Origin of the sequence: Ruegeria arenilitoris, from assembly GCF_013030265.1 — a bacterium.
GTDB lineage: Bacteria > Pseudomonadota > Alphaproteobacteria > Rhodobacterales > Rhodobacteraceae > Ruegeria > Ruegeria arenilitoris_E.
Genome location: NZ_WPZQ01000008.1, coordinates 216,995 through 235,562 on the forward strand (window position 1 = coordinate 216,995; position 18,568 = coordinate 235,562).

General features: G+C 56.0%; 15 protein-coding genes. 11 read left to right on the forward strand and 4 right to left on the reverse strand.

Annotated features, from left to right (window positions below):
• Positions 1–151: 151 nt before the first annotated feature.
• From GOX61_RS15915 to mdoH, 4 genes are read left to right on the forward strand one after another with little or no spacing between them, the layout of a single operon-like run.
• Positions 152–1,522, forward strand: coding sequence for a tetratricopeptide repeat protein (locus GOX61_RS15915; RefSeq protein ID WP_170335284.1), 1,371 nt, complete (start codon positions 152–154; stop codon positions 1,520–1,522).
• Positions 1,523–1,558: 36 nt separating this feature from the next.
• Positions 1,559–2,776, forward strand: a complete 1,218-nt coding sequence (locus tag GOX61_RS15920; protein ID WP_170335285.1) for an OpgC family protein — start codon at positions 1,559–1,561, stop codon at positions 2,774–2,776.
• Positions 2,773–4,272, forward strand: a complete 1,500-nt coding sequence (locus GOX61_RS15925; protein WP_170335286.1) for a glucan biosynthesis protein — start codon at positions 2,773–2,775, stop codon at positions 4,270–4,272. The genes GOX61_RS15920 and GOX61_RS15925 overlap by 4 nt, the downstream gene beginning before the upstream one ends.
• Entirely contained in the window at positions 4,269–6,140 is a 1,872-nt protein-coding gene (gene mdoH, locus GOX61_RS15930; protein ID WP_170335287.1) for a glucans biosynthesis glucosyltransferase MdoH, read from the forward strand. Before GOX61_RS15925 ends, mdoH begins: the two co-directional genes overlap by 4 nt.
• Here the strand turns inward: mdoH and GOX61_RS15935 are convergent, their stop codons facing one another.
• Both GOX61_RS15935 and GOX61_RS15940 read right to left on the reverse strand, forming a co-directional pair.
• Entirely contained in the window at positions 6,141–6,956 is an 816-nt protein-coding gene (locus tag GOX61_RS15935; RefSeq protein WP_170335288.1) for an alpha/beta hydrolase family esterase, read from the reverse strand.
• On the reverse strand, positions 6,956–7,426 hold the full coding sequence (locus GOX61_RS15940; RefSeq protein ID WP_367646973.1) for a rhodanese-like domain-containing protein: 471 nt from the start codon (positions 7,424–7,426) through the stop codon (positions 6,956–6,958). The genes GOX61_RS15935 and GOX61_RS15940 overlap by 1 nt, the downstream gene beginning before the upstream one ends.
• Before the next feature lie 222 nt (positions 7,427–7,648).
• Between GOX61_RS15940 and GOX61_RS15945 the strand changes: the two genes are divergently transcribed.
• The 7 genes from GOX61_RS15945 to selD are packed head-to-tail and all read left to right on the forward strand — an operon-like array spanning position 7,649 to position 15,744.
• On the forward strand, positions 7,649–10,522 hold the full coding sequence (locus GOX61_RS15945; protein ID WP_170335290.1) for a monovalent cation/H+ antiporter subunit A: 2,874 nt from the start codon (positions 7,649–7,651) through the stop codon (positions 10,520–10,522).
• Complete coding sequence (locus GOX61_RS15950) at positions 10,522–10,881, forward strand: Na+/H+ antiporter subunit C (RefSeq protein ID WP_155151734.1); 360 nt, start codon at positions 10,522–10,524, stop codon at positions 10,879–10,881. The genes GOX61_RS15945 and GOX61_RS15950 overlap by 1 nt, the downstream gene beginning before the upstream one ends.
• Entirely contained in the window at positions 10,878–12,422 is a 1,545-nt protein-coding gene (locus tag GOX61_RS15955; RefSeq protein ID WP_170335291.1) for a monovalent cation/H+ antiporter subunit D, read from the forward strand. Before GOX61_RS15950 ends, GOX61_RS15955 begins: the two co-directional genes overlap by 4 nt.
• On the forward strand, positions 12,422–12,919 hold the full coding sequence (locus GOX61_RS15960) for a Na+/H+ antiporter subunit E (RefSeq protein ID WP_170335292.1): 498 nt from the start codon (positions 12,422–12,424) through the stop codon (positions 12,917–12,919). The genes GOX61_RS15955 and GOX61_RS15960 overlap by 1 nt, the downstream gene beginning before the upstream one ends.
• Complete coding sequence (locus GOX61_RS15965; protein ID WP_155151743.1) at positions 12,916–13,185, forward strand: K+/H+ antiporter subunit F; 270 nt, start codon at positions 12,916–12,918, stop codon at positions 13,183–13,185. Before GOX61_RS15960 ends, GOX61_RS15965 begins: the two co-directional genes overlap by 4 nt.
• Positions 13,186–13,192: 7 nt before the next feature.
• Positions 13,193–13,579 (forward strand): Na+/H+ antiporter subunit G, encoded by a 387-nt coding sequence (locus tag GOX61_RS15970; protein ID WP_155151747.1) that lies wholly within the window; start codon positions 13,193–13,195, stop codon positions 13,577–13,579.
• Between the two features lie 5 nt (positions 13,580–13,584).
• Positions 13,585–15,744 (forward strand): selenide, water dikinase SelD, encoded by a 2,160-nt coding sequence (gene selD / locus GOX61_RS15975; protein WP_170335293.1) that lies wholly within the window; start codon positions 13,585–13,587, stop codon positions 15,742–15,744.
• On the opposite strand, the gene mnmH is transcribed toward selD, so the two are convergent.
• The gene (mnmH, locus tag GOX61_RS15980) at positions 15,735–16,787 is read right to left on the reverse strand and encodes a tRNA 2-selenouridine(34) synthase MnmH (protein ID WP_170335294.1); all 1,053 of its coding nucleotides are present in this window, start codon (positions 16,785–16,787) and stop codon (positions 15,735–15,737) included. The genes selD and mnmH overlap by 10 nt on opposite strands.
• A 126-nt stretch (positions 16,788–16,913) precedes the next feature.
• Entirely contained in the window at positions 16,914–18,497 is a 1,584-nt protein-coding gene (locus GOX61_RS15985) for a bifunctional metallophosphatase/5'-nucleotidase (RefSeq protein ID WP_170335295.1), read from the reverse strand.
• Positions 18,498–18,568 lie beyond the last annotated feature (71 nt).

Below are 18,568 nucleotides of genomic sequence, written 5' to 3' on the forward strand. Positions count from 1 at the left end.
CTGAAACATGCCCTTGAATCGGCGGTTTTTTTCGCTTTTTACGCACACAGCTTTTCACCAATTCGAGAGCAGGGTCGATACTGTTACGACCCGCCCGCAGACTCTGATAAATCGAACAGTGTCAAATATCGCAAGCAGATTGGACCCAAGTATGAAACAAGACGTTTTTGGACAAATGAACACTCTGACCAAGCCCGAGAGCGTCGAAGCCTGGGATGGTGTTCTGCTTGGGTTCATGGCGCATGCGGCAATCACACCCCAACATTTGGGCAAAGTTTTGGAGCTGGAACCTGATTTCGCATTAGGTCACGCGATCAAGGGGCTGTTCATGGTCTTGCTGGGTCGGCGCGAAATGCTGCCGGTCGCGGCAGACGCACTTACAGCCGCCAATACCGCAATGGAGCGTCAGCCCGTTTCTGCCCGCGAAAAACTGTATGTTGAGGCTTTGGCACTTTATCTTGCCGACCTTCCCTCGCAGGCCGTGCAAAAATTCGAAGAGATACTAAGGTCACATCCGCAAGATACGCTTGCGATGAAACTAAGCCATGCGACCCGTTTCGTTCTGGGGGATTCGCAAGGTATGCGTCGCTCGATCGAGCGGGTGCTGCCCACCTACGAACCCGACCACGCGGGCCGTGGTTATCTGCTGGGCTGCCACTCATTCGCACTGGAAGAGACAGGCGCCTACGAAAAGGCCGAAATCGCCGGGCGTCAGGCTCTTTGGATGGTTTCAGATGATGCGTGGGGCCTTCACGCGGTCGCGCATGTGCACGAGATGACGGGAAATGCGCAACTCGGCCTCGACTGGCTGGCAGGACGTGAAGCCGCCTGGGCGCACTGCAACAACTTCCGCTATCACGTCTGGTGGCACAAGGCGCTGATGCATCTGGATCTTGGTCAGGTTGATCGGGTGATCGAACTTTACGATCAAAGCATCCGCAAAGACAAAACCGACGATTATCGCGATATTTCAAATGCCACATCGCTGCTGTCCCGACTTGAGTTGGAGGGCGTAAATGTCGGTGATCGTTGGGAAGAACTGGCCGACCTCAGCGCCGCTCGGACCGAAGATGGTTGCCTGATCTTTGCCGATTTGCATTACCTGCTGGCGCTGACCGGGGACAATCGCTCGGATGCGACCGGAAAAATGCTGCAGCGTATTCAGAAAGACGCTGGTCGCAACCATGGGGATACCCCCGTTCGCATGTCCGATCCGGGTGTCGCAGCCGCCAAGGGTCTTGAAGCATTTGGCGACGGGCAATACGGAGCCGCGTTCGACTTTTTGTCAAGCGCGCGCGGCTCGATGCAACTGGCGGGTGGAAGCCATGCCCAACGCGATGTATTTGAACGTATTACTATCGACTCCGGTCTTCGAGCAGGCCAATTGGATGCGGTTGAACGCATTCTGGATGACCGGCGTGCCAAGCGTGCCGGAGGCGAGGACAACTATGCACTGGCACGCCGCGCCCTGATTGATGCGGCGCGTGACAGCGGCGACGCACAAAGCGTCCCAGCCGAATAATAACAACAAGACGACCAAGAAGGACTGAAGACCCGTATGGCGACAGCATCGCCCGCTTCTGATTTTGCACCGGTTGCGGCCCAGGCCGCAGCCCCTGCCCGCACGCGCGATCCGCGTCTGGATTTCTATCGCGGTATCGCGATGTTCATCATCCTGATCGCCCATATCCCCAACGATCCCTGGGCCAGGTGGATTCCAGCCCGTTTTGGTTTCTCTGACGCAACAGAAATCTTCGTTTTTTGCTCGGGCATGGCATCTGCCATCGCCTTTGGTGGCGCCTTCCTGCGCAAGGGCTGGTGGCTGGGAACTGCGCGCGTAACCTTCCGTATCTGGCAAGTCTACTGGGCCCATATTGGCCTGTTCTTCTTTGTTGCCATGTCAATGGCTGCACTGGACCTCTCGGGGGTGTTCGAAAAAAGCTATGTTTCATCTTTGAATCTGCAGCATTTTTTCAACGACCCGATGCCGCAACTGGTGGGCATTTTCACACTCACTTACGTCCCGAACTACTTTGACATTCTGCCGATGTATCTGGTGGTGCTGGCGATGATGCCGTTGTTCATGGGGCTGTCGAGAATTGGTTTCTGGGCTGTCGCTGTCACATCAGTCGCAATCTGGCTGGTTGCGCAGACAGGTGTGTTGGCATTGCCTGCCGAACCTTGGTCCCAGCGCCAATGGTTCTTTAACCCATTCGGTTGGCAACTGCTGTTTTTCACAGGCTTTGCGTTTATGCGCGGCTGGATCCCGGCCCCACCGGTTTCTAAAACACTGATCTGGGCAGCGGCCCTGTTTCTGGTCCTGTCAGCCCCGTTCGGGTCATGGAAAGTGTTCCTTTGGGTACAGGCGGCCGCACCTGATCTTGCTACCGAGATCCGCAAAATCTGGCCCCTGACAGCAGAGCTTCGCGATAAGACGGATTTTGGTCTGTTCCGGTACATGCACTTCCTGTCACTAGCCTATCTGGGCTGGGTCGCAGCAGGCGAGCATGGACATCGCCTGATCGCGACGGGTCACAGCGCTGGCGCACGTGTCTGGCAATTGGTTCTGAAACTGATCACTAAAGTCGGGCAGCAATCTCTTGCCGTCTTCGTATTTTCCATGGCAGCCGCACGACTTATCGGCGTTGCCCTGGATCAGACTGGGCGGGATTTTGCCAGTGTTTTCGCAGCCAACATGATTGGCTTTGCCATGATCATCGGCGTGGCCTATGTGGCCGCTTGGTTTAAGTCACATCCTTGGAAGACTAAAAAATGAATTTAACACGTCGCGCATTTCTCGCGTCGAGTTCGGCGCTTTTTCTTGCCCCGGCCACCTTTGCAACTGGTGGTGAGGTGCCCTTTGACCGCAATGATGTCATCGCACTGGCCCGTGATCTTGCCAGCCGGCCGTTCGAAGAACGCGCTATGGTACCGACAGAATGGCAGGAGCTGACTTATCAGCAATACCGCTCGATCCGGTTCAGACTGGACAGGGCACTGTGGTATGAAACCGAAACGCCATTCAACATCGATTTCTTCACGCCGGGTCTGTACTTCCCGCGTACAGTTCAGGTTTCGACCGTTGAAAACGGCATGACTAAGCCGGTCGAATTCGATCTGGCCATGTTCGACAAATCCGAAGATGTACCACAACTACCGGTGGACGAGACTCTGGGCTTTTCCGGTCTGCGCCTGCGCACCGAGATGCACCGCCCTGGCAAAACCGACGAATTCTGCGTCTGGCAAGGTGCCAGTTACTTCCGCGCTATCGGCCTGCACGAAGTCTATGGGCTGTCGGCCCGCGGTCTGGCCCTGAAAACCGGCGACCCGGACGGTGAAGAATTCCCCGAATTCATTCGCTTTTGGCTGGAACGCCCGGAACCGGGGCAGCGTAACATGATTGTACATGCGCTGATGGACAGCCCAAGCGTAACCGGTGCCTATCGGTTCGACGTCACCGCCGGTGCTGATTGCGTTATGGATATCGAAGCCACTTTGTTTCCGCGTGAGGAACTGCCTCATGTGGGAATTGCCCCCGGCACGTCAATGTTTCTGTACGATCAGACCAACCACAGCCGATTTGATGATTTTCGCCCTGCTGTTCACGACAGCGACGGATTGCTGATCAGCAATGGCGCAGGTGAGGTGATCTGGCGTCCGCTGGCAAACCCGACACGATTGCAGATTTCGTCCTTTGTCGATACCAATCCGCAAGGGTTTGGCCTGATGCAGCGCAAGCGCGAATTCTCGGACTATGCCGACCTTGAGGCGCTTTATCACAAACGCCCAAGCCTGTGGGTAGAGCCCAAGGGTGATTGGGGTAAGGGCAGTGTCACACTGGTTGAAATTCCGGCAGACCAAGAGATCTATGACAATATCGTTGCCTATTGGCGTCCGGCAGAACCCTATGCAGCTGGCTCGCAGGTCGATATGTCTTATCGCCTGATCTGGGGCGAAGAACCCCAGCGCACTGCGATGCCTAGGGTCATCAATACGGCGATGGGCGAGAACACCTTTGGCGAAGGTCGTCTTGCCGTCATCGACTTTGAGGCCAGCGAATTGTTCGAAGACCCCAAAGCGATGACAATCTTCGTCGATTCACCACACGCCGAGACGTCTGATGGCGTATTGCAACGCAATCCAGACACCGGAGGTCTGCGGCTGGCATTCTCATTCGAGCCCGGCGATCGGGATCATGTGGAACTACGCGCACAACTGAGACTTGGGAAACAGCCGGCTTCAGAGGTCTGGCTGTACAGATGGACCTCATGAGCCAAGACCTGCATATCATGCCACCTGAGGCACCCTTGCAGATGCCTGCACAGAATTTCAGTGCAGGTTTTAGGGATGCACAGGCACCATCCAATCATGGAAAGGCGTCTGCTGGGTTCTGGCGTGCACTGGCTTTTTCACCAGCCATGGTGGCAACGCTGGCCCTATTGTGGGTCATGAGCGACTGGTTCGGAGCCCAGGGAATAAATGTAATCGAGGCGATCCTGCTCGCGTTGATCTCATTCAATTTCTTCTGGATTTCCTTCACGGTCTGCACAGTTTTGCTGGGAATGGTGTCCCTGTCCCGACAGGAACAACCCGTCCGGCAGGGACGCTCGCAACCCTTGAAAGTTGCGTTGCTGATGCCGGTCTACAACGAAGTCCCCTGGTTTGTGCTGGGCAATGCTCGAACGATGCTTGAGGAACTGCGCGCCCGCGGTGGCCAGCACCAATACGCGATGTTCATCCTGTCCGATACACGCGACCCTGAAATTGCCGCACAGGAACAGGCCAGTATCGAAGCACTGCGTACGTCTCTGGCACCGGATCTGGAACTCTATTATCGCCGTCGCGAACAGAATACCGATCGCAAGGTTGGCAACATCGCCGATTGGGTCAGCCGTTGGGGTGCGGACTGGGACGCGATGCTGGTTCTGGACGCCGACAGCCTGATGACCGGGCGCGCCATTGCGCGCCTGACTGATGCACTTGCGCGCGACCCCGGTGCCGGGCTGATCCAAAGTTATCCTCAGCTGATCGGTGCCCAGTCAGTCTTTGCGCGGATGCAGCAATTCGCCAATGGTGTTTACGGCATCGCATTTGCAGAAGGTCTAGCCCGCTGGTGCGGTCAGGAAGGCAACTATTGGGGCCACAACGCCATTATTCGGACCAAGGCATTCGCCAACTGTGCGGGGCTGCCCAAGCTGCGCTCGTTCAGCGGGCAGGAAAAGCTGATCATGAGCCATGACTTTGTCGAGGCAGGATTGATGCGTCGCGCCGGTTGGGGTGTGCGGTTCCTGCCGCGCATTCGCGGCTCGTACGAAGAAACGCCACCAACGCTTATCGACCATGCGATGCGAGATCGTCGCTGGTGTCAGGGCAATCTGCAGCATTTGAAATTGCTGGGCTCTGCCGGTTTCCGTGCAGTGTCCCGCTTTCACATGTTCCACGGAGCGGTCGGCTATCTCATGTCCCCGCTGTGGTTTGCGCTTTTGGTGATGTGGGCGCTGATTGGTCAGGGCAAAGAAGCTTCGGTTCTGCATTATTTTAGCCCCGACAATCCGTTGTTCCCGCAATGGCCGGAGATGACCGAGACGCGTCATGTCCTGATCATTCTGGTCATGTACGCCATGCTGCTGGCTCCAAAGGTACTGGGCGTCGTCGCCCTGCCCCTCAGCGGCGTGAGGTATGCTGATTTCGGCGGCGGGCGACGCTTCTTTACCTCGTTCCTTGCCGAAGTGGTCCTGTCGATCCTCTACGCGCCAATTCTGATGGTACAGCAGATGATCGCTGTATTCCGTACTGCCTTAGGCATTCAAAAGGGCTGGTCCCCACAGGCACGCGATGGCGGGACTTATGGTCTGCGAACACTTATCCTTTGCCACACGCTTGAAACCGTCAGTGGTGTTGCGTTGAGCGCTGGAATCATGGCCGGGTTGGTTTCTGTCTGGCTTGCACCGATCGCCATCAGTCTGGCGCTGGCAATCCCTCTGTCCGCACTAAGTGGCGTGTCAGCAGGCACCGCGCGTCGCATGGTTGGCATGCGTGAAGACTTCCACGAGCCTGCGATTACACGACTGGCGCGCCGTCATCGTGATGAGCTTAAAAAGGTGATCGAGGGCAAGGGTGTGATGACCCCGGCAGAGTAATTAACTGCCGGGTAAGCCTTCGTACCAATCCAGCATCATGTCAGCCCAGCCTTTTGGAACCGTGTGTCCACCGGGGAAAAGGGCAAACTCCAGCGCGCTGCCCTCGGCGCACCGGGTCCATTTCCGTCGCATGAATTGATCGGTTGTGCCAAATGCGTCCGGGCGATTGTCGACGCATTCATTAGCTGCACGCCAGATTTCGAGCCCCGCAAAAATATCGCCCTGCTGGAAACGCCCGCCACCCAGAAAGCGTCCCTCCAACGGGACAACATTATCCGTCCATCCATGCGTGTGAAAAAGACGCACCGGACCGTCGCAAGCCTCCGGGTGGGGTCGCCAGAAACCACCGGAAACAGGGGCATAGGCAGAAAACGTATCCGGAGCGGCGCAGGCCAGATAGTTCACCATGAACCCGCCAGCCGAGAACCCGCCCAAAACAATCCGATCGCTATCAACACCAAACCGTTCGGCTGCGTCCTGCACGACTTCGGTCAGGAACGCGGTCTCGTCGCGCCCTTCCCAGCCGGGGAAGAAATTCCAGCTTTTGCGGCCGTTGCGCAGCGCGCCTTCGGGTGCCATCACCGCATATCCGCGTGCCAGCAAAGGTTCGACCATACCGCGATTGTTCATCGTCCCGGTCCCGCTTCCGCCATATCCGTGCAGGAATACAACCATCGGAGGGTTCTCTGTGTCCGGCAGTTCGATGAAGTAACCCCCGGATGCGGTCTCGCACATGTCTTCAGGGGCTCCGCAATCGGCCATTGCTGTCTGTCCGAAAAACACAAAAGGCAATGCCAGCCAGTGCTTTCTGCTCATCACGTATCCTCTTTGTATGCCCCGACCGGCAATCCGGTCCGCACCCAACCCGGGCCTGCAACGGACCCCAGCATTCCTTCGGGCACGTCAATGATGTTGGTAAAACCGGCCTCGGTCAGCCGATTGCTCATTCTAGCAGACCGGACACCGCGTGCGCATATCAAGGCAATTTTGGTGTTTCGGTCACCATCACTCAACTGATCCAGGACCTGTTCAAAGTCTTCACGACGCATATCGACCGGATAGGCCCCTTCACCGATACCTGTCGCAGCCCATTCGCGTGGCGTTCGGATATCGATCAACAGGATCTCACCCTTGGTGGCTTGATTGTGCGCTTCGGCAACGGTGATCTGTCCGCCTGTATAATCAGGCGGGATCAACCGGTATTCGCGTATGGCGAACCCTGCAGCGATGACCACTCCGCCGCCTATCAAAACCCAACGCCTTGTTCGATTTACGTTTGCAGTCACGCTGCACACTCCTACAAATCACGTAGGTTCTAACATAGACCTGTTCTTTGCGCTGCCACTGGATGGCAGTTTCGGATCAAGTTCTTGTCATGTGAACCAAAGATCAAGAGGGGCATGTAAATCCCTTAGAACCCCATCGAAAACTTACAATAGCTGGACAGCCGAAGAATTATCCTTACAAAATCAATACCACTTTGACCGCCCAGCCCCGGAGTATCGCACTTGTCCCTATTCCTTATCGCGGCCCTTCCCTTTCTCGGAGCTGTCTTTCCCGCCCTGCTTATCCGCGCAGGACGAAATGCCGCCTCATCAGCGGCAGGATTGACGACTTTCCTGGCTTTGGCAGGCCTGCTGATCCACATCCCGACAGTGATGGGTGGTGGTGTGGTAACTGCCCGGTTCGACTGGATTCCCGGCCTTGGCCTGAATGCCAATTTCATGCTGGATGGGCTGGGCTTTCTGTTCGCATTGCTGATCCTTGGCATAGGTCTTTTGATCATTCTTTACGCGCGTTTCTACCTGTCGCGCGAAGATCCGATGGGGCAATTCTATACCTATTTGCTGCTGTTTCAGGGCGCGATGGTTGGCATCGTTCTAAGCGATAACATATTGTTGTTGCTTGTTTTTTGGGAACTTACATCCCTCAGCTCGTTCCTGTTGATCGGATACTGGAAACATCTGCCCGTTGGACGGCAGGGTGCACGCATGGCGCTGGCCGTGACGGGCTCTGGCGGGCTGGCAATGATTGCGGGTATGCTGATCCTTGGCAATATCGTGGGTTCCTTTGACCTGAGCGTCATTTTGCAGAACCGCGACCTTATCCAATCTTCGCCGTATTACCTGCCTGCGCTGATCCTTATCCTACTTGGATGTTTTACCAAGTCAGCGCAGTTCCCATTCCACTTCTGGCTGCCGCATGCGATGGCCGCTCCGACGCCGGTCTCGGCCTACCTGCACTCGGCGACGATGGTTAAGGCCGGCCTGTTCCTGATGGCGCGCATGTGGCCCGTTTTGGCCGGAACTGACGCCTGGTTCTATATTGTTTCCACAACTGGACTGATCACCATGCTGATCGGCGCGGTGATCGCGCTGTTCAAAGATGATCTCAAAGCGCTACTGGCATTTTCTACCGTGTCCCATCTGGGACTTGTGACCATGTTGCTTGGCTTTGGCACCAAGATTGCCGTGGTCGCTGCTATTTTCCACATCATCAACCACGCAACATTCAAGGCTGCGTTGTTCATGACAGCAGGCATCGTGGATCACGAAACCGGGACACGAGACATCAAGCGACTGGGGGGACTGCGTCACCTGATGCCGATTACATTTACCATCGGCATCATCGCGGCACTGTCTATGGCCGGTCTGCCTCCGCTCAACGGGTTCCTGTCAAAGGAGATGATGCTCGAGGAAACGGTTCACACGACCTGGCTGAACTCTCACTATCTGGTGCCTGGGCTGGCGCTGCTGGCCGCCCTGTTTTCGGCTGCCTATTCGTTCCGTTTCGTTGGCCATGTCTTTCTCGGGCCAGAGCGCGATGATTATCCGCATCATCCGCATGATCCTCCGGTCGGGTTGTGGCTGGCACCTGCATTCCTTGTCGTGTTGGTCGTACTGATCGGGCTTTACTCGAACGCGATTGTTGGCCCTCTTGTAGCCGTAGTTTCCAGTGCCGTTATCGGCGGTGAGAAGCTTCCCTACTACTCACTGAAGCTCTGGCATGGCTTTACGCCTGCACTGTACATGTCGGTCGTTGCAACTTTGGGAGGTTTGTTCCTTCTGTCATTGCATCGCCGTGGTGAACAGCTATGGAATGCTCTGCCGCGTCCCGAGGCGAAAACTATCTTCGACGCAGTGATCGGAGCTCTGACGGGGCTTAGCCGCTGGGTCACGGATGAGCTGCACAACGGTGTCATCAGCCGCTATGCCATCATCATGATCGCGTTCACTGTTGGGCTGGGCTACTATGCCTATTCCACAGGTACGATCGGGATCGAAACACGCGTACCGTTGCCGGCGCCCATCATTCCGATCATCGGCTGGGTTTGTCTTGTCGGTGCAACGCTTGCGATCATGTGGTTCCACCGCAATCGCCTTCTGTCACTGGTCCTCATCGGTGTTGTTGGCCTCATCGTTTCGATGGCTTTCAACTATCTCTCGGCCCCCGATCTGGCGCTGACCCAGATTTCGGTTGAGGTGGTGACAATGATCCTGCTTTTGCTGTCCCTGAACTTTCTGCCAACAGAAACACCGTGGGACAGCACTGCACCGCGTCGTTGGCGTGACGCTGTTATCTCAGTGATTGCAGGTGTCGGTACCGGCGGACTGATCTATGCACTCATGCTTCGCGATTTTGCCTTTCCGACTATCTCGGAATTCCATCTTGCAAACTCGTACAAGGGTGGTGGCGGAACCAACGTGGTCAATGTGATTTTGGTTGATTTCCGTGGCTTTGATACCTTCGGAGAGATCATTGTTCTGGGTATCGCCGCATTGATCATCTTTGCCCTTACCGAGGCAGTTCTGGGCACGAATGTTCGCAGCTACCTGCTGAACCGCAAACCTCACTGGCCGCAATCGGGCGACTCGCACCCGCTTATGATGGTGGTTGTGACTCGTGTGATGATGCCGATCGCGCTGATGGTCGGGGCCTATATTTTCTTCCGCGGTCACAACCAGCCGGGCGGCGGGTTCATCGCCGGTCTGGTCGTCGCGATCGCGTTCCTGATGCAATATATGGCCAGCGGCTATACTTGGGCTATCGAACGGCAAAGGTTCTACTACCATGGCACCATCGGTTGGGGCGTGCTGATCGCCGCCGCTACTGGCCTTGGAGCATGGTTCAACGAGCGTCCCTTCCTGACCAGCGACTTCGGCTACATCAACTGGCCACCACTGGAAGAGTTCGAGTGGGCAACCGCAATGCTGTTCGACACCGGGGTTTTTCTAGCGGTTCTGGGTGCTGTCATGTTGGCGCTCGACAGTCTGTCCCGCTTTGCTTGGCAGCCGGGCATGGCGCAGGAATATCCGATGGATATCAACCCGCTGCGGGATGATCTGCTTGAAGAAGAACAAGAAAAGAAGGAGCAGGCCTGATGGAAGCGCTGGTAGCCTCTGCCGTTGGTGTTCTGACCGCCGCCGGGATTTTTCTGATCCTGCGGCGCAGAACCTTTCCCGTGATCCTGGGTCTCTCGCTGCTGACCTATGCCGTCAATGTTTTCCTGTTTGCGACCGGTCGGCTGGCTCTGAATGCTCCCGCTGTTCTGAACAAATACGAAGATGTGCCCTACACTGACCCACTGCCTCAAGCGCTGGTACTGACAGCCATCGTTATCTCGTTTGGCATGACAGCCGTGATCGTGATGATCGCGCTCAGCGCATATCTGTCGTCCAAGGATGACCATATCGACATGACCGCGCAGGACAGCGTGGATGGCGCAGGAGAAGACGCATGAACCATTGGATCGTTGCGCCGATCGTTCTGCCCGCAATTCTGGCGCCCTTTATCATCATGGTCCTGCGGTTCCATCTGGATCTGCAACGCATCTTCTCGGTTGCCGGTGTCGTTGGCCTCTTGGGGATCGCACTGACGATCACCGCACAGGCGTCAGGTGGCGACATTCAGGTCTATGAACTCGGTGACTGGCCTGCCCCGTTTGGCATCGTTCTCGTGCTGGACCGGATGTCGGCGATGATGGTCTTGCTGACCGCGCTGCTGGCTTTGCCTATTGTTCTTTATGCCATCGCGTCCGGCTGGGATGACAGGGGCAAGCATTTCCATGCCTTGTTTCATTTCCAGCTCATGGGCGTCTGTGGGGCCTTCCTTACTGGTGATGCTTTCAACCTTTTCGTTTTCTTCGAAGTTCTGCTGATCGCATCCTATGGCCTGATGACCCATGGCGGCGGTTCGGTAAGGTTGAAAGCTGGGGTGCAGTACGTTGCCTATAACCTTCTTGGCTCAACACTGTTCCTGTTTGCACTGGGGACCATCTATGCCGTGACCGGGACGCTCAATATGGCGGATCTGGCTGTTCGCGTGGCCGAGATCCCACCCGAGGACACCGCTTTGCTGCGCGTTGGTGCGGTTCTATTGCTTCTGGTCTTCTGTATCAAAGCCGCTGTTCTGCCTTTGCATTTCTGGCTGCCGGCCAGCTACGCAAACGCGCCTCCGCCAGTGGCGGCATTATTCGCGATCATGACCAAGGTCGGGGCCTATTCGATCCTCAGGGTCTATACGCTGGCCTTTGGTCCGGACGTCGCTGTCACTGACGGGTTGATAGGAGAGTGGTTGCAACCTGCCGCGATGCTGACTCTGGCAATCGGAACAATCGGTATTCTAGGTTCACGCCATATCGCACGAATGGTGGCCTTTTGCGCAATCGCGTCGATGGGAACCCTACTGATCGCCATATCGCTGTTCACGCCCGATGCCACGGCCGCAGCGTTGTACTACATCTTCCATTCGACACTCGCGACCGCACTGCTGTTTCTTGTGGCTGATATGGTCATGGAACGACAGGGGGGTGCTATCGCACCAAAACCTCCCATGCCGCAAAGCGGTCTGATCTCTGCATTGTTCTTTGTCGGAGCAATTGCTCTGGCCGGTATGCCGCCATTATCCGGATTCATCGGCAAGCTGTTGGTACTGGACGCATCCCGCGACGCTCCGGACGCCAGTATCATCTGGGCGGTGGTCCTGATCGGCTCATTCGTGACCATCGTGGGTCTTGCACGAGCGGGTTCGCTGATTTTCTGGAAGAGCCACGATGCTCAGCACAATACCGAACATGATCCGGAAAATGACGAAGAGATTCCCTATCTACCCGCCCCTGAACCACAACCGGGGCTGGCATTCACATCGGTGTTCGGAGCTGTTCTTGGTCTTGTCCTGCTGACATTGTTCGCCGGACCCGCTTTGGAATACACAAGTAAGACGGCTGAGCAGTTGTTCACCCCTGAACAGTACATCTCGGCCGTTTTGGGAAGGGAAGAATAATGAAGCTGCTGCATCGAATATTCCCCCACCCGCATCTGACCATTCTGCTGACCTTGGTGTGGATGCTGTTGGCGAATTCGCCGTCTCTGAATTCTCTGGTTTTCGGCCTGATACTCGGGATCATCATTCCGTTCATCACGCAACCTTACTGGCCAGATCGCCCCAAATTGCGCAACTGGCCGATGGTGGTTGAATATATCCTGGTGGTACTTTGGGATATCGTCATGGCCAACATCACGGTTGCCCGGATTATCCTTTTCAAACGCGACGCCGATCGTCAGCCAAACTGGATTTGCATCCCGCTGGAACTGCGCACGCCCGAGGCGATCACTGTTCTGGCAGGCACCATCACCATGACGCCCGGCACTGTCAGTTGTGATCTGTCGGCCCAGGGGCATAATCTACTGGTGCACTGCCTTGACGCCCCCGACCCCGAGGCAGTGCGCGACCAGATCAAACAACGTTATGAACGCCGCCTGAAGGAGATTTTCGAATGATCGAATACGCCATCTACTTCGCCTTCGCCTGTTTCGGAGCTGCGATCATGATGTGTCTGTGGCGGATCATTACCGCAGACGGTGTCGGCACCCGTGTTCTGGCACTGGACACAATGGTCATCAACACCATTGCGCTTATGATCCTCTACGGCATCCAGCTTGGTAGTGAGATATTCTTCGAAGCGGCCATGATCATCGCGATGTTGGGTTTTGTTTCAACCGTTGCCTACGCGCGCTTCATGCTGCGTGGCAACATCATCGAGTGAGGGCGATATGGAATACATCTTCGAATTTCTGATCGCCTTTTTCCTGATCGTTTCAGGCATTTTTGGCTTTGTCGGGTCCTTCGGCATGATCAAGTTGAAAGACCCGATGTCACGTCTGCATGCCCCCACCAAAGCAACCACACTTGGCGTTGGCGGCGTGTTGATCGCATCAATCCTGCATTCGTTTCTGATCGAACAACATCTGTCGCTGCACGAGCTGCTGATCACGCTGTTTCTGTTCCTGACCGCCCCGATCACAGCCCTGTTCATTGCCAAGTGGCACATTCATCGCCATGAAAAGCCACAGGATTTGCCGGGCGCGGGCGAGGATGAGCTCTGGGCCACCCACGCGGTCGAGCAGGTCGAAGACGTCCCTGATCACAGTACGAACTAATACCTATGCATACACCTCCGCTGCCCCTGACCCGCGATCTGGTTTTGATTGGCGGAGGACACACTCACGCGCTGGTGCTGCGCAAATGGGGCATGAACCCCTTGCCGGGCGCACGGGTTACAGTGATCAATCCTGGTCCGACGGCGCCATATTCCGGAATGCTGCCGGGATATGTCGCAGGCCACTACGAGCGGTGGGAACTGGATATCGATCTGGTCAAGCTTGCACGGTTTGCTGGTGCACGCGTAATTCTGGGTGCAGTCGAAGGCATTGATACAGACACGCGTATGGTTCACGTGGCGGGTCGTCCACCCGTTGCGTTTGATGTTGCTTCGGTCAACGTGGGTATCACCTCTGATATGCCTGCGATGCCCGGTTTTGCCGAGTTTGCCGTTCCAGCCAAACCGCTTGGCCCTTTTGCAGCCAGATGGGCAGAATACCTGAATGGCACAGGTGCCGCATCTGTCGCCGTCATAGGTGGCGGGGTGGCCGGTGTGGAGCTTGTCATGGCAATGGCGCACGCTCTGCGTGAACGCGGTCGTAAGGCACAGGTCACATTGATCGACATTGCAACTGCACTGGCGGCAACCGGGGCCAAGGCCGCAGCCACGATAAGGCAATCACTGGACGCGCTTGGTGTCGAACTCATCGAACAGGCAGGTATTAGCCGCGTTGCTGAGGATCACATCGCGCTTGAAGACGGCAGGCAGATACCAGCGACATTTGTAACCGGCGCAGCGGGTGCCCGTCCCTATGACTGGATTAAACAAACCGGGCTTGAACTGGAAAGTGGCTTTATCAGGGTGAACCCCTATCTGCAGTCGAGCGATCCCACGATTTTCGCGGCCGGAGATTGTGCGCATCTGTCAGAAAACCCGCGTCCCAAGGCAGGTGTCTATGCCGTGCGTGAAGCCCCAATCCTGCTCAACAATCTGCGCGCGGCGCTGGGGTCAGGCCGTATGCGTGGCTATGTGCCGCAAAAAGACTATCTGAAACTGATCTCCCTGGGTGGCAAATCCGCGCTGGCCGAGCGTCTGGGCACATCCTTTAGTGGCCCGGTTATGTGGAAATGGAAAAACCACATTGATCAGAAATTCATGAACAAGTTTCGTGATTTACCTGAGATGCCCGCTCCGCCCCTGCCTCGGAATCACGCAGCCGGAGTGCGTGAAGCGTTGGGGGGCAAACCAATGTGTGGTGGTTGTGGCGCAAAGGTAGGTCGCGATGCGCTGCGCTCAGCCCTGAATACGCTGCCCGCACCAGAACGGTCCGACATCACCCCATTACCGGGTGATGACGCAGCGCTGGTTCAAACCGGAGGGATGCGTCAGGTCATCAGCTCTGACCACTTGCGCAGTTTTACAAATGATCCGGTCCTGATGACCAAGATAGCTGCGGTTCATGCCTTGGGCGATATCTGGGCAATGGGAGCGAAACCGCAAGTGGCAACGGCGACCGTCATTCTGCCTCGCATGTTGCCTGAGCTGCAGCAACGTACAATGGCAGAAATCATGACCACTGCCGATGAGATCATGCGGCATGCGGGTGCCGGGATCGTGGGCGGTCATAGCTCAATGGGTGATGAAACGACCATCGGTTTCACGGTGACGGGCCTGACTGACGCCGATCCGATCACCCTCTCCGGAGGACGTCCGGGAGATGTTCTTGTCCTGACCAAACCATTGGGTAGCGGTGTCCTGATGGCAGCAGAGATGGCGGGTCAGGCCAATGGTGCATGGGTTGCGAAGGCCCTCAGCCTGATGGCTCAGCCGCAAGGCGAAGCCTCTCAAATATTGTCCGACGCTCACGCGATGACCGACGTCACTGGTTTCGGTCTGGTGGGGCACCTCCAGGGGATGTGTGAGGCCTCAGCATGCGGGGCTGTGATTGATCTCGATGCGGTGCCAGTGATGGATGGGGCACTGGAGCTAGCGGAAAGCGGAATCCGGTCAACGATTTTCAACGACAATCGCGCAATCGCGCCTGAGTTGCCGACCGGTAACAAAGCGGACCTTCTGTTCGATCCACAAACTGCTGGCGGATTGCTCGCCGCAGTATCTGCCGATCAGGCGGATATTATTTGCCAAGAGTTGCGAGAAGCGGGTTACCCTGCGGTGACTATTGGCAAACTCACCGAAACACCGGGCCTTTCGCTTCAAATTTGATCAAGGACGGCCTCAATCTGATAGGCTGCCCGCTTTAATCCGGCATCATCCAGTGACCCCACCTCGATCTGGGCGAGTATATCGGCCTTCTGAGCCCTTCGGGACTTTGTGTAGGCCGGGTCGTAGTGCTGCTCCATCAAAGACTGTGTGAGTGCGCGTTTGTCACCGGCTTCAATCAATTCGAGCCAACCATCCACGATCTCGTGACCTCTGTGAAAGCGCAGCGGGCTCAGACGATCACGCAGTCGATCCGCATCAGATAGGATGTCGTCATATGCCTCGGTCAAATAGGCCGTCCGGGCCTGAATCGGAACATTCACCTGAATTCGCGGTGCTGCTCGTAAGGCGTTCCACAGACTGGGGGGAAGGATCAGATTGCCGATCTTCGAGGATTCCGCTTCGACCAGAACGGGTCGATTTGGATCCAGTGCGCAAAAGGCTCCTGCCAGTGCAGATTCAAATGCCTTTTGACTGGGTTGTCCTCCGGGCATCTCGCCCAACAAGGATCCGCGGTGATTGGCAAGACCTTCCAAATCTACAACCTGAACGCCCTGGCCCTGTAGATGCGCCAGAAGTTCGGTTTTGGCCGTACCGGTATAGCCATCGAGTGCAACCAACCGAAACGGTAGCGGATCGTCATAAAGGTAACTGTTAACAAGACGACGATAGGTGCGATATCCGCCATCGATTACCTCTGCCCGCCACCCAATCTGTTGCAGCATCCAAGTAAACGATCCGGATCTCTGCCCACCGCGCCAGCAATAGACCAGAGGCCGCCACCCTCCTTCGTGATGGCTTAGGCTGTTCTCGATATGGTTCGCCGCATTGCGAAATACCAAAGCCGCTCCAAGCTTACGCGCTAAAAACGGGCTTTCCTGTACATAGATCGTTCCCACCCGCGCGCGTTCGTCATTGTCCAGTACGGGCAGGTTTATAGCTCCGGGCAGGTGATCTTCGGCAAACTCAGCCGGGCTGCGCACATCGATCACAGTATCGAATGCGTGGGCATAAAGTTCCGGCAGATTTGAGATTTTCAGAGCCATGTCAGGGGTCTACCCCGAGCATGTTCGAATGAAAAGGTGGTGGTAGGCACTGCCAATGTTTGACCAGTGCTCAACAAGAAACGGCCGCGCTAAGGTAAAGCGCGGCCTTCATTCTCAGAAAGAGCCTTACTTCTGCTTGATGCGCCCATCCACATAAGGCTGGTATGGCGCATTCTCGGCCAGATACTCGGCTGTTACATCGGCAAGATCAGGACCATAGTCATAGGCGTTCTTGTCGTCACCCGAGAACATCTTGTAGCCATCGCCACCGTTCCGAACATAGTTGTTGGTGACCACCAGATAAGTCGCGGCCGGATCAATCGGCACAAACCCATCCCCGCTTGCGACCATCACTTCACCAATGCGGCCTTCATTGGGCGCAACCGAAGGATCCCATGTGAACGTCATGCCAGCTACCTGCGGGAAACGACCTTTGATCTCTTCGACCTGACTGACGCCGTTTTCAAGCGCATCAATTACGCCCTGCCCGCTGATTTCGAAGGTCGAGAGAGTGTTCTGGAAAGGCAGAACCGTCAGAACTTCACCCATGGTCACATCACCGGAATCGATCGATGCGCGCAGACCACCGGAATTTGCGATCGCGATCTGAGCACCCTGATCAGCAACCCTGGCCAGCATCGCGTCGGCAACCAGATTTCCCATCTCGCATTCCTGCACACGGCAAACGGAACGGTCGCCTTCAATCGGAGCCGCAGCATTGGCCACGACGCGCTGCTTCATCTCTTCGATCGGAGCACCCATCTCTGCAACTCGGGCAGCGATATCCGCATCCGGTTCAACCGAAGCATCCAACAGAATTGGCTCACCTTCGGCTGAGATTAGATTACCGTCATCATCAAAGGTCAGAGTGATCTCACCCAGGTACTTTGAGTACGCATAGGCTTGTACAACGGGTACATCGCCAACCATCATTGGATAAGGTCCGGCCGCGTCTTCATCCGTGTTGGACAGCAACGTGTGGGAGTGCCCCCCGATCACGAGATCAAGCCCGGGTACTTTTTCCGCGATCTCAAGATCCTTGGCCAAACCCACGTGATTGAGCGCGATGATGATGTTTACGCCCTCTTCCTGCAGGGCGGCTACATCTGCGGACAGGCTGTCGATTTCATCCTGAAACACAATATCTTTCCCGGGGCTCGAGGTGTCGACCGTATCCGTTGCCAATGCCGAAATGATACCGATCTTCTGACCGCCGACATCAAGGACAACGTGATTTTGCACCTTGTCCTTCAATTCGGCTGACGATGACAGATCAAGGTTGCCCGAAATCACCGGGAAGCTTACGGCATCTATAAATGCCTCCAAACCTGCCGGACCATCATCGAATTCGTGGTTACCCACGGCCATGACGTCATAGCCGATGGCTTCCATGAACTCTGCCTCTGCGGCACCTTTATAGGTTGTGTAAAAAAGTGAGCCCTGAAATGGGTCACCAGCATCCAGCAGCAGGACATTTTCGTCCGCCATGGCATCACGTTTTGAATCCACCATGGTCTTGAGCCGGGCTACACCGCCAAAGCACTTTCCTTCGGCTTCGCCCTCGGCGTCACAGGTGGAATCGTATTTGTTGATAGATTCGATCCGGCTGTGAATATCGTTGGTATGCAAGATGGTCAGTTTAAATTCCGCAGCCGCCATGCCTGCGGTCAGGCCCAGCACGGCTGCAGATGCCAATAAGCGGGTGAACATATTGAAACTCCCTGTAGTTGATTGAGGGGATCGTGCGATGTGGGCGGCAAAGAGTCAAAGGGGGAAATCCG